The 12,419-nt window shown below is 68.5% G+C and carries 8 protein-coding genes, 1 pseudogene and 1 riboswitch; of the genes and pseudogenes, 6 read left to right on the top strand and 3 right to left on the bottom strand.

Annotated features, from left to right (window positions below; genetic code table 11):
* Positions 1-117: 117 nt before the first annotated feature.
* Positions 118-1,401: an extracellular solute-binding protein gene (locus BM536_RS34985; protein WP_073491341.1), complete on the bottom strand. Its 1,284-nt coding sequence runs from the start codon at positions 1,399-1,401 to the stop codon at positions 118-120.
* A 425-nt stretch (positions 1,402-1,826) separates the two neighbouring features.
* Between BM536_RS34985 and BM536_RS34980 the strand changes: the two genes are divergently transcribed.
* From BM536_RS34980 to BM536_RS34950, 6 genes and pseudogenes are all read left to right on the top strand, one after another.
* Complete coding sequence (locus tag BM536_RS34980; protein WP_073491340.1) at positions 1,827-2,591, top strand: GntR family transcriptional regulator; 765 nt, start codon at positions 1,827-1,829, stop codon at positions 2,589-2,591.
* A gap of 217 nt (positions 2,592-2,808) precedes the next feature.
* Positions 2,809-3,075 carry a DUF3311 domain-containing protein gene (locus BM536_RS34975; RefSeq protein ID WP_094103952.1) on the top strand — a complete coding sequence of 89 codons (267 nt, stop codon included), beginning with the start codon at positions 2,809-2,811 and terminating at the stop codon, positions 3,073-3,075.
* A complete protein-coding gene (gene mctP, locus BM536_RS34970) occupies positions 3,072-4,700 on the top strand; it encodes a monocarboxylate uptake permease MctP (RefSeq protein ID WP_073491338.1) in 1,629 nt (542 codons plus the stop codon). Before BM536_RS34975 ends, mctP begins: the two co-directional genes overlap by 4 nt.
* 192 nt (positions 4,701-4,892) lie before the next feature.
* A riboswitch (adenosylcobalamin-variant (AdoCbl-variant) riboswitch) is annotated at positions 4,893-5,003 on the top strand.
* 135 nt (positions 5,004-5,138) lie between these two features.
* A pseudogene (locus tag BM536_RS34965) lies at positions 5,139-7,507 on the top strand (ribonucleoside-diphosphate reductase subunit alpha).
* Positions 7,507-8,520, top strand: coding sequence for a ribonucleotide-diphosphate reductase subunit beta (locus tag BM536_RS34960; RefSeq protein WP_073491337.1), 1,014 nt, complete (start codon positions 7,507-7,509; stop codon positions 8,518-8,520). The pseudogene BM536_RS34965 and the gene BM536_RS34960 overlap by 1 nt, the downstream one beginning before the upstream one ends.
* Before the next feature lie 209 nt (positions 8,521-8,729).
* Entirely contained in the window at positions 8,730-9,695 is a 966-nt protein-coding gene (locus BM536_RS34950; RefSeq protein ID WP_073491335.1) for a GlxA family transcriptional regulator, read from the top strand.
* Positions 9,696-9,720: 25 nt separating this feature from the next.
* On the opposite strand, the gene BM536_RS34945 is transcribed toward BM536_RS34950, so the two are convergent.
* A complete protein-coding gene (locus tag BM536_RS34945; protein ID WP_073491334.1) occupies positions 9,721-11,091 on the bottom strand; it encodes a bifunctional albaflavenone monooxygenase/terpene synthase in 1,371 nt (456 codons plus the stop codon).
* A complete protein-coding gene (gene cyc1 / locus BM536_RS34940) occupies positions 11,088-12,197 on the bottom strand; it encodes an epi-isozizaene synthase (protein WP_425444716.1) in 1,110 nt (369 codons plus the stop codon). Before cyc1 ends, BM536_RS34945 begins: the two co-directional genes overlap by 4 nt.
* Positions 12,198-12,419 lie beyond the last annotated feature (222 nt).

The raw sequence follows: 12,419 nt of genomic DNA, 5'->3' as shown, positions 1-12,419 counted from the left end.
CGCTCCTCAGCGGTCCCTCAGGTCGTACGAAGGCGAAGCCCCGTGCATGTACGGAGGCCGGGGCCCTCTCGGTCGTACGGACGGCGGGGCTCCGCCGCAGCCGAGCCCCGCCTCGCGTCACTTGGTGTTGATGACCTTGTCGATCGCGGCGTCCGCCTCCTTGGCGGCCTCCTCGACGGTCTTCTTGCCGGTGCCGATGCTCTGGAGCATGGTCTGCAGGACCTGGGCCTTCTCGACCTGGCCCCAGCCGGGCGCCATCGGGACGAACCAGTTGGACTCGGCGGCGGTGGCCGGTACGACCGTCTTGGGGTCGTTCTTCAGGGTCGCGAGGTCCGTCTTGTTGTTGGGCAGGTTGCCCTTGGCCATCAGGCCCTTCTGGCCGGCCGGACCGGTGAACGCGTTGATCCACTCGGCGGCGAGTTCCTGCGCGTCCGACTTGACCGGGACGGCGAGGTCGGAGCCGCCCAGGAAGACGGGGAGGTTCTTGCCGGACGGGCCGGGCATCACGAAGTTCTCGAGGTTGCCCTTGAGCTTGCCGCTCTTGTCGTTCTCGGGGGCCTCGGCGGTCGCGCCCTCCCAGGCCGCGCCGAAGATCATGCCGGACTTGCCCTGGCCGTAGACGATGTGACGGTCCGACTCGTCCTTGGTCTTGTCGCCGTGCATGTACTTGTCGACGACGTTCTTGTACTCGTTGAGGCCCTTGAGGGACTCGGGGGAGGAGAGGTTGCCCTTCCACTGGCCGCCCTCCTCCTTCGCGATGGAGCCGCCGGCGTCGTAGACGAAGGACATGGCCGCGTACCAGTCACGGGTGGGCTGGTACCAGGAGCTGAACTTGTCGCCCTCCTTCTTCTGGACCTTGTCCAGGGCGGCGGTCAGCTCCGCGTAGGTCTTCGGGGCCGCCTTGACTCCGGCGGAGGCGAAGAGGTCCTTGCGCCAGTTGCCGACGCGGCCACCCGCGTAGTACGGCACGCCGTAGGTCTTGTCCTCGTACGTCACCGAGGCCTTGAGGCCGTCCAGCCAGGCGGAGGAGTTGTCGAACTTCGCGGCGTCGAGCGGGGCGAAGGCGCCCTTGACCATGTAGCTGAGCATCTCGGTGTTGCCCATCTCGACCACGTCGGGCACCTTGTCGGTGGCGAGAACCGCGTCGAGCTTGGCGTTCTTGTCGGGCCAGCCGTAGTACTCGTGGGTGATCTTCACGCCGGGGTGCTTCTTCTGCACCGCCGCGTCCGCGGCCTTCACCAGTTCGGGCCAGTTGTTCTGCGCGTCGACGGTCAGCCAGACCGTCAGTTCCTTGGCGTCGGTGCCCTTGTCCGAACCACCGCTGTCCTTGTCGTCCCCGCACGCCGCGATGGAGACCATCATGCCCGCGATACCGATCGCGGCTATCAGCTTGCGCTTCACGCCAACCCTCCTCAGGGATCCCACAAACCCCCCTGCCTCCCCGCCGCGGTCGAGCGTCAACGCGTACCGTCCGTGGGGCCAGGACCTGGACCAATGGTGTAGACCAGTAAGCCGGAGCTTGGCTCAGACCAATTGGGCTGTCAAGGGTGTTCAACCGGGGTTGAGTCGTCCGTTACGGGACCGCGATATGCAGGGACTTTTCAATTCGCGGGCCACGTATCGGCCTCTCGCGGGGAAGTGAACCAATCGACCCCGGCCGACATGTTGGACTAGACCAACGGAGGTCCCGGAGGTATACAGAAGAGATCACGGACCGCGCGAGGTCACCGCACTGGATACCCCGCCGACGAACCCGTGCCACGATGTGAGCCGCGGCCGACGGGACTGTCGGCCGCTTCGGCACCCCGGAGCCGGGAAGGCAGGACATGAGCACCGACGTCAGCAGTGCGGAGAACGAGGGTGGGGCGACCGTCCGTACCGCGCGCGTGCCCAAGTACTACCGCCTGAAGAAGCATCTCCTCGACATGACGGAGACGCAGTCGCCCGGCACCCCGGTGCCGCCCGAGCGCACCCTGGCGGCCGAGTTCGACACCTCGCGCACCACCGTGCGCCAGGCGCTCCAGGAGCTGGTCGTCGAGGGCCGGCTGGAGCGCATCCAGGGCAAGGGCACCTTCGTGGCCAAGCCGAAGGTCTCCCAGGCGCTGCAACTCACCTCGTACACCGAGGACATGCGCGCGCAGGGCCTCGAACCCACCTCGCAGCTCCTCGACATCGGCTACATCACGGCCGACGACCGGCTCGCCGGGCTGCTGGACATCACCGCGGGCGGCCGTGTGCTGCGCATCGAGCGGCTGCGCATGGCCAACGGCGAGCCGATGGCCATCGAGACCACCCACCTCTCGGCCAAGCGCTTCCCGGCCCTGCGCAGGTCACTGGTGAAGTACACGTCCCTCTACACCGCGCTCGCCGAGGTCTACGGCGTCCACCTCGCCGAGGCCGAGGAGACCATCGAGACCTCCCTGGCCACCCCGCGCGAGGCCGGCCTCCTCGGCACGGACGTCGGTCTGCCGATGCTGATGCTGTCCCGCCACTCCGTGGACAGGGAGGGTCTCCCGGTGGAGTGGGTGCGGTCGGTGTACCGCGGGGACCGGTACAAGTTCGTCGCGCGGCTGAAGCGGCCCGTGGACTAGGCGTACCGTCCAGCAGGGCGGCTGGGGGTCCGGGGTCACCCCCCGGAACAACACAGCGTCGTGCGGCTGAAGCGGCCCGTGGAGCAACCCGTGGAGTAAACCGGCAACCCCGTCGACCTACGGGACCGATATGCGGACGAGGTCTTCCGCTTGGCTTTATCCGTCACCTACATTTCGTGCGCGTTGCACATGATCTGCGAGGGGACGGAGCCGCCCGATGTCAGAAGCCCCAGAAGTCAACGGAGGGCCGGTGGTGACGCCTTTGCGCGTCGTCATCGCCCTCTGCCTGTTCGCGCCCTTCGTGGCGATGCTGTGGGTCGGTTCGTACGCGAAGACCGACCCCGCGTTCATCGGCATCCCGTTCTTCTACTGGTACCAGATGCTGTGGGTGCTGCTCTCCACCCTGCTCACGGTGGTCGCGTACAAGCTGTGGCAGGTCGACCAGCGCGGCCGTAGGAACCAGGGCGGGGGTGCGGCGAAGTGAACGGCGGCGTGAACGGCGTGGCACTCGCCGTCTTCATCTTCTTCTTCCTGGCCGTCACCGTCATGGGCTTCCTGGCCGCGCGCTGGCGCAGGGCCGACGACGAGCACAGTCTCGACGAATGGGGCCTGGGCGGCCGGTCGTTCGGCACCTGGGTCACCTGGTTCCTGCTCGGCGGCGACCTGTACACGGCCTATACGTTCGTGGCGGTCCCGGCGGCGATCTACGCGGCCGGCGCGGCGGGCTTCTTCGCGGTGCCGTACACGATCCTCGTCTACCCGCTGATCTTCACGTTCCTGCCGCGCCTGTGGTCGGTGTCGCACAAGCACGGGTACGTGACGACCTCGGACTTCGTGCGCGGCCGGTTCGGCTCCAAGGGCCTGTCCCTGGCCGTGGCCGTCACCGGCATCCTGGCCACCATGCCGTACATCGCGCTTCAACTGGTCGGCATCCAGGCCGTGCTGGACGTGATGGGTGTCGGCGGCGGTGAGGACACCAACTGGTTCGTCAAGGACCTGCCGCTGCTGATCGCCTTCGGCGTGCTGGCGGCCTACACCTACTCCTCGGGCCTGCGGGCGCCCGCGCTGATCGCGTTCGTGAAGGACACGCTGATCTACATCGTCATCGCGGTGGCGATCATCTACATCCCCATCAAGCTGGGCGGGTTCGACGACATCTTCGCGAAGGCGGGCGACGCCTTCTCGCAGACCAACCCGGCGACGGGCGCGCCACGCGGTTCGCTGGTGCCGAGCGAGGCGGGCCAGTGGACCTACGCCACGCTGGCGTTGGGGTCCGCGCTGGCGCTGTTCATGTACCCGCACTCGATCACCGCGACGCTGTCCTCGCGCAGCCGTGACGTGATCCGCCGCAACACCACGATCCTGCCGCTGTACTCCCTCATGCTCGGTCTGCTCGCCCTGCTGGGCTTCATGGCGATCGCGGCCGGGGTGAAGGTCTCCAACGGGCAGCTGGCGATCCCGCAGTTGTTCGAGGACATGTTCCCGGACTGGTTCGCGGGCGTGGCGTTCGCGGCGATCGGCATCGGCGCGCTGGTGCCGGCGGCGATCATGTCCATCGCGGCGGCGAACCTCTTCACCCGCAACATCTACAAGGACTTCATCAAGCCGGACGCCACGCCCAGGGAGGAGACCCGCGTCTCCAAACTGGTCTCGCTCCTGGTGAAGGTGGGCGCGCTGGCCTTCGTCCTCACCATGGACAAGACGGTCGCCATCAACTTCCAGCTGCTGGGCGGCATCTGGATCCTCCAGACCTTCCCGGCCCTGGTCGGCGGCCTGTTCACCCGCTGGTTCCACCGCTGGGCGCTGCTGGCCGGCTGGGCGGTCGGCATGGTCTACGGCACGGTGGCGGCGTACGGCGTCGCCTCCCCGACCCAGAAGCACTTCGGCGGCTCGTCGAAGGAGATCCCCGGCATCGGCGAGATCGGCTACATCGGCCTCACGGCGTTCGTGCTGAACGTGGTGGTGACGGTGGTGCTGACCTTCGTCATGAAGGCGCTGAAGGCCCCGGAGGGTGTCGACGAGACGTCCCCGTCGGACTACACGGCGGACGCCGGCGACCCGGGCGTCCAGGTGGAGCTGCCCCCGGCGACGGCGGGGGCGGGGCACTAGCGCGAGGGGAACGTCTCCCCACCCAAGGCCACAGCGGGCCGCCGAGGCACCTCGCCCCGGCGGCCCGCCGCCGTACGCGCTCCCGCTCGCAGGACTGGGCCCATCGCCCCACGAGTTGACGCTGCGAAGCCGGTCCGACACAACATCTGGGGGTCGCGCGGCAGCCCGGCACAAGATGTATGCTCGTGCTCGCTGCCGCCGCAGGGGAATCCGGTGCGAATCCGGAACTGTCCCGCAACGGTGTACTTGCGTGCGTTCCTCTGCTTTCGCGCACGCATGGTCAGTCCGAGCACCTGCCGGCAGCGCACCCGATCCGTCCGGCTCGGGTGCTTGGACGTCCGGGCCTCGCGGAATGGGCCGGTGGACGCGGCGCGCCCCGCGCTCGTGTGCTGCCCGCTGCCCTCCGCAAGGCCCCCGCCGAGCGAGGGAGAGCCCCACGTGACCATCGCGCCAGCCGAACCGGTTTCAGCAGCCCCGAAGACCGACGGTCCCGGAACCGCACTGCTGCGGACGCTGACCGAGCTGACCGCCGACCTTCCCGACGCCGACCCCGGCCGGGTCGCCGCCGCCGCCCTGCGGGGCCGGTCCGCGCGGGCGGACGAGTCGGAGCTGCGCGAGCTGGCCACCGAGGCGGCCGCCGGTCTGATCTCCGAGGATCCCGCCTACTCCCAACTGGCCGCCCGGCTGCTCACGATCGGGATCCGCGCGGAGGCCGCCTCCCAGGGCGTCACCACCTTCACCGAGTCCGTCGCCGTCGGCCACCGCGAGGGCCTGATCGCCGACCGCACCGCCGAGTTCGTACGGCTGCACGCGGCCCGGCTCGACGCGCTGGTCGACACGGGCGCCGACGACCGCTTCGGCTACTTCGGCCTGCGCACCCTGCACAGCCGCTACCTGCTGCGCCACCCGATCACCCGCAAGGTCGTCGAGACGCCCCAGCACTTCCTGCTGCGCGTGGCGAGCGGCCTGGCCGAGGACGACACGACGAGGTCCGTCGACGAGGTCGCCGCGCTCTACACGCTGATGAGCCGCCTGGACTACCTCCCCTCCTCCCCCACCCTGTTCAACTCCGGCACCCGCCACCCGCAGATGTCGTCCTGCTACCTCCTCGACTCCCCGCTGGACGAGCTGGACTCCATCTACGACCGCTACCAGCAGGTCGCCCGCCTCTCCAAGCACGCCGGCGGCATCGGTCTGTCGTACAGCCGCATCCGTTCCCGCGGGTCGCTCATCCGCGGCACCAACGGGCACTCCAACGGCATCGTGCCGTTCCTGAAGACCCTGGACGCCTCGGTCGCCGCCGTGAACCAGGGCGCCGGCGCAAGGGCGCGGCCGCGGTGTACCTGGAGACCTGGCACTCCGACATCGAGGAGTTCCTGGAGCTGCGCGACAACACCGGCGAGGACGCCCGCCGTACGCACAACCTCAACCTGGCGCACTGGGTGCCGGACGAGTTCATGCGCCGGGTCGACGACGACGGGCAGTGGTCCCTGTTCTCCCCGGCCGACGTGCCCGAGCTGGTCGACCTGTGGGGCGCGGAGTTCGACGCGGCCTACCGCGCGGCGGAGGCCGAGGGGCTGGCCAGGAAGACCATCCCGGCGCGTGAGCTGTACGGCCGCATGATGCGCACCCTCGCGCAGACCGGCAACGGCTGGATGACCTTCAAGGACGCCGCCAACCGCACCGCCAACCAGACCGCCGAGCCGGGCCATGTGGTCCACTCCTCGAACCTGTGCACGGAGATCCTGGAGGTCACCGACGACGGTGAGACGGCGGTCTGCAACCTGGGGTCGGTGAACCTCGGCGCGTTCGTCGACACGGACCCCGGGGCCACCGAGGTCATCGACTGGGAGCGGCTGGACGAGACCGTCCGCACCGCCGTCACCTTCCTGGACCGGGTCGTCGACATCAACTTCTATCCGACCGAGCAGGCGGGCCGCTCCAACTCCCGCTGGCGCCCGGTCGGTCTGGGCGCGATGGGCCTCCAGGACGTCTTCTTCAAGCTGCGGCTGCCCTTCGACTCGCCCGAGGCCAAGGCGCTCTCCACCCGGATCGCCGAGCGGATCATGCTCGCCGCGTACGAGGCCTCCGCGGACCTCGCCGAGCGCAACGGCCCGCTGCCCGCCTGGGCGAAGACCCGTACCGCACGTGGCGTGCTGCACCCCGACCACTACGGCGTCGAGTTCACCTGGCCGGAGCGCTGGGCGGCGCTGCGCGAGCGGATCGCGGCGACCGGCCTGCGCAACTCGCTGCTCCTGGCCATCGCGCCGACCGCCACCATCGCGTCGATCGCCGGTGTGTACGAGTGCATCGAGCCGCAGGTGTCCAACCTGTTCAAGCGCGAGACGCTGTCCGGCGAGTTCCTTCAGGTCAACTCCTACCTGGTGCGGGAACTCAAGGAGCTGGGCGTCTGGGACGCCCGGACCCGCGAGGCGCTGCGCGAGGCGAGCGGCTCGGTCCAGGGGTTCACCTGGATCCCCGAGGACGTACGGGCGCTGTACCGCACGGCGTGGGAGATCCCGCAGCGCGGGCTGATCGACATGGCCGCCGCGCGGACCCCGTATCTGGACCAGGCGCAGTCCCTGAACCTCTTCCTGGAGACGCCGACCATCGGCAAGCTCTCCTCGATGTACGCCTATGCCTGGAAGTCGGGGCTCAAGACGACGTACTACCTGCGCTCGCGCCCGGCGACCCGCATCGCCCGCGCCGCCCAGGCCCAAGCCCCCATCCCCGTGCGGCAGCCGGCTCCCGAAGAGGCCGTCGCCTGCTCCCTTGAGAACCCCGAGTCCTGCGAGGCCTGCCAGTAATGACCACCCGTAACCAGAATCTCCTCGACCCGGGCTTCGAGCTGACCCTGCGTCCCATGCGCTACCCCGACTTCTACGAGCGCTACCGGGACGCCATCAAGAACACCTGGACCGTCGAGGAGGTCGACCTCCACTCGGACGTGACCGACCTCGCGAAGCTGACGCCCGCCGAGCAGCATCTGATCGGCCGGCTGGTCGCGTTCTTCGCGACGGGCGACTCGATCGTCTCGAACAACCTGGTGCTGACGCTGTACAAGCACATCAACTCCCCCGAGGCGCGGCTCTACCTGAGCCGGCAGCTCTTCGAGGAGGCGGTGCACGTCCAGTTCTATCTGACCCTGCTGGACACCTACCTCCCCGACCCGGAGGACCGCGCCGCCGCCTTCGACGCGGTCGAGAGCATCCCCTCCATTCGTGAGAAGGCCGAGTTCTGCTTCCGCTGGATGGACTCGGTGGAGAAGCTGGACCGGCTGGAGTCGATGTCCGACCGTCGCCGCTTCCTGCTCAACCTGATCTGCTTCGCCGCGTGCATCGAGGGCCTGTTCTTCTACGGCGCCTTCGCGTACGTCTACTGGTTCCGCGGCCGGGGCCTGCTGCACGGCCTCGCCACCGGCACCAACTGGGTGTTCCGTGACGAGACCATGCACATGTCCTTCGCGTTCGAGGTCGTCGACACCGTCCGCAAGGAGGAGCCGGAGCTGTTCGACGACCGGCTCCAGGAGCAGGTCACCGACATGCTGCGGGAGGCCGTCGAGGCCGAGCTGCAGTTCGCGCGCGACCTGTGCGGGGACGGACTGCCGGGCATGAACACCGACTCGATGCGCCAGTACCTGGAGTGCGTCGCCGACCAGCGGCTGAGCCGCCTCGGTTTCGCCCCGGTGTACGGCTCGGAGAACCCGTTCTCCTTCATGGAGTTGCAGGGCGTTCAGGAGCTGACCAACTTCTTCGAGCGCCGTCCGTCGGCGTACCAGGTCGCGGTGGAGGGCACCGTCGACCTGGACGAGGACTTCTGAGTCCGCGCCTCGCGCAGTCGGCGGTCGATCCGGCGTTCGTGGGCCAGCCCCACGAGCGCGACCCGCGAGGACGAGGAAGACGACCAGGACCGTGAGAGCTTCGGCGAGTGCGTTCATGAGGTAAGCATCATGCGTCCGTGACACTCATGACAGTGGCAGGACTGCCGCACACCTTCAAATTACTGCCACTTCCGGTGCACACTGGCGGCATGCTGAAGAACGTGGCCGCGATCCTCCTCGACGGCGTGCATCCCTTCGAACTCGGAGTCGTCTGCGAGGTGTTCGGCATCGACCGCAGCGACGAGGGGCTGCCGGTCTACGACTTCGCCGTCGCCTCGGCCGAGGGGCCGACCCTGTCCACACCGCACCCGGGCTTCACGATGAGCACGTCACACGGGCTCGAACGGCTGGAGAGCGCCGACCTGATCGCCGTACCGGCCGGCGACACGTACACGGCCCGGGAGTTCCCGCCCGAGCTGCTCGACGCGCTGCGCCGGGCGGTGGAGCGCGGGACCCGGGTGCTGAGCGTGTGCTCCGGGGCGTTCGTGCTGGCCGCGGCGGGGCTCCTGGACGGGCGGCGCTGCGCGGTGCACTGGCGGCACGCGGAACAGCTCGCCCGCGAGTACCCGCGCACGACCGTCGAACCCGACGTGCTCTACGTCGACGAGGACCCGGTGATCACCTCGGCCGGCACGGCCGCCGGCATCGACGCCTGCCTGCACCTCGTGCGCAAGGAGCAGGGGCCCGAGGTCGCCAACGGGATCGCCCGGCGGATGGTCGTACCGCCGCACCGGGACGGCGGCCAGGCCCAGTACATCCAGCGGCCGCTGCCGCGCTCTTCCTGCGACACCGTGGGCGAGGTGCTCGCGTGGATGGAGCAGCACCTCGCCCAGGAGGTCACCGTCGAGCAGCTCGCCGCCCGCGCCCACATGGCGCCGCGCACCTTCGCCCGCCGCTTCCAGCAGGAGACCGGCACGACGCCCTACCGCTGGCTCCTGCGCCAGCGGGTACTGCTCGCCCAGCATCTGCTGGAGGCGTCCGACGAGACGGTGGACGCGATCGCCTGGCGGACCGGGTTCGGCACGGCGGGCGCGCTGCGGCACCAGTTCGTGCGGGTGCTGGGCACCACCCCGAACGCCTACCGGCGTACGTTCCGGGGCCCGGAGGCCGCCTGAACGCACGCCGGCGGCGGGGACGGTCTCACCGCGGGACGGGCTTGAGCCGCAGCCGTTGCGGACGCAGCGTGATGCCCACCCGGGTCTCGTCGACCGAGCCGGGGACCTGCTCGAACCGGAAGCCGTCCGCGAGCACCGCCGTGACCAGCGTGAGCAGGGCCATCGAGAAGTGGTCGCTGGGGCACTTGCGGTTGCCCACGCTGAACGGCCGCATCGCGTACTTCGGGATGTCCTTCGACCGCTCCGGAAGCCAGCGGTCGGGGTCGAACTCGAGGTGCCGCTCGTAGGACCGCGGGTCGCGCTGGATCGCGTACGGGCTGTACACGATGTCGGCCCCGGCCGGAATGCGATAGCCACCGAGTTCGGTGTCGGCGACTGCCCGCCGCGTCAATATCCATACGGCCGGGCGCAAACGCATGGCCTCGATGACGACGTTGTTCGTGTGCGTGAGCTTGCGCACGTCGTCGAATGCGACGGGCCGTCCTCCGGTGACAGCCCGTACCTCGGAGCACACCTTGTCCGCCTGTTCCGGATGGTCCGCGAGAACCAGGAGCAGCGACATGATCGTGGAAGCGATGGTTTCGCTGCCGGGGGTGAGGATCGCGACGACCTGGTCGTGGATCTCCTGTTCCCCGATCGGGTCGCCATTGTCGTCCTTCGCTTCCAGCAATGCCGTCAGCAAATCGTCCGGCTTTTGACCTGATGCCCGGCGTTCGGCGACGATCTCGTCGACCAGGAGATGTAAATCGGCCAGGGCCCGGTTGAATTCGCGGTTGGCCGGAAGCGGCAGCCTGTAGAGCGGTCCGAGCGGCACCACCATCCGGTGGTACATACCTTGGAAGACGCTGGCGAGCGCGACGCACAGCCGCTCGGCCCTCTCGTCCATGAACTGCCCGCGCAGCAGACAGCGGGCCGCCACCCGCACCGCTATCCGGAACGATTCCGAGGTGCAGTCGATCGTCTCACCGCCCTGCCACCGCTCGACGAGCGCGCGCGTCTCCTCCTCCATGATCGGCCCGTAGGCGGGGATGGCGTCGAGCCGGAACGCGGGCTGGATGGTGCGCCGCTGGCGCCGGTGGAGCGGGCCGTTGGCGGTGGCCACGCCCTCCTTGCCGAGCAGCCCTTCCAGGGACTCCCACAGCGGTCCGGCGATGATGTAGTCGGGGCTGAGGGCCATGGCCCCGGTCAGGGCCGGCGTGGTGACGGCGTACACCGTCTTCGGTCCGAGCTTGATGCGGACGATGTCGCCGTGGTCGCGCAGCTGGCTCATGAAGGCCAGCGGGTCGCGGGCGAGCTTCCAGCCGTGGCCGAGAAGCGGAACCCCACCACCGGCCAGTGGCGGCTCACGCAGTTCCGGTGCCACGGGCGTCACGGGATTGACGGACTCGACGGTCATTTCTCACCTGCCGCTTCGTTGTTGACGTACGGGGGCGTGGAACGGTCGTCCCAGCTGTCGACCATGTAGCGGCCGGACTCGTGGTGGAACCAGTAGACGGAACTGAACCAGTTCCTCATGTTCTCGAGACAGGCCCGTACGGCGGCGCCGAGTTCCTTTCCGTGGACCGTCCCGTCGGTGAGCCTGTCGGCCAGCCTCAGCACGTCCTTCTCCGTGACGAGGAATTCGGATATGCAGTCCTCGACGCGCCGCCTGATTTCCTCGACCGCCTCTTCGAGGGTCAGCCCCTCATGGGCGATGAGACTGATTCCGAGATTGTGCACCTCGTCGCCCGCTATTTCCTTCGGGAGCGAACAGAGGTCGTTGTACCAGGCGGCGAATTCCTGACTCAGCAGAGCCGCACGCCGATAGGCCGGGTGTTTCCGTACGGCGTCCGGGAGTTCGCACCCCGCACTCGGCTCCAGCAGATCCGTCCAGATCCAGTGCGCGAAGGTGAGCCGACGCAGGACCAGATACTCCTCGACGCCCGGTATGCGCCCGTCCATCCGGTTGTGGAATTCCCGGTCGTACGCCTCGATCACCTCGTGGAAGTGGCGGGCGAACCGCTCGCTCCAGGTCGCGGGGAGGAAGGAGTACAGCCGGCCCACACTGTCCGCGAGTCCGGCGACCAGCGGATCCTCGTGTAGCAGGTGCTCGTCCGGGGAGTCGAGGGCCACGTGCAGGCGGCGCCTCAACTGCCGCCAGGCGGCTGCCCGGCCGTGCACGACGTCACGGTCGTGCCGGTCGTCCCAGACGAAGAACCACGCGCTGTAGTCGGCGATGGCCTGCATGACCTCGTCGGGTGCGCCGAGGTAGTAGCCCGCCATCAGGTCGGTGTAGCACAGGCCGTCGGCATATTCCGCGACCTTGTCCGCCGGCATGAGCCGCTTTTCGAGCAGCCACGCACGCGTGTTCTCCTGCAACTGAGGCCAATACGGATGCAGTTGCCTGGGAAACACCGCCTCGATGACCGGGAGAGAGAGCGATGCGGGAACCGCGACCGCGGTCACGGTCCCCGCGGTGCGGTATGTGGTGCGGTATGTGGTGCTGTATGGGAAAGCTGGCACGAACAACCCCTCTCAGCCGCCAGTTGGTACACACCCCTCCCGCCGTGCCGGGCGTGCGCCGTTGCGTATCCCCGCACTTCCTATTCAGCACCACAACTGACCGTTCTGGGAACGGATTTGCTTCATTCACTACCCCAACACGCCGAGAATCCCCCCTTGCGTGACTTGTTATGGATCAGCAGATGTGCATAAGCGATCGAACGTGCGTCGGACACACGAACG

It is taken from the genome of Streptomyces phaeoluteigriseus, from assembly GCF_001896135.2.
GTDB lineage: Bacteria > Actinomycetota > Actinomycetes > Streptomycetales > Streptomycetaceae > Streptomyces > Streptomyces phaeoluteigriseus.
Note: the sequence above shows the minus strand (reverse complement) of the source record. Positions and strands in the feature narration are given on the sequence as shown.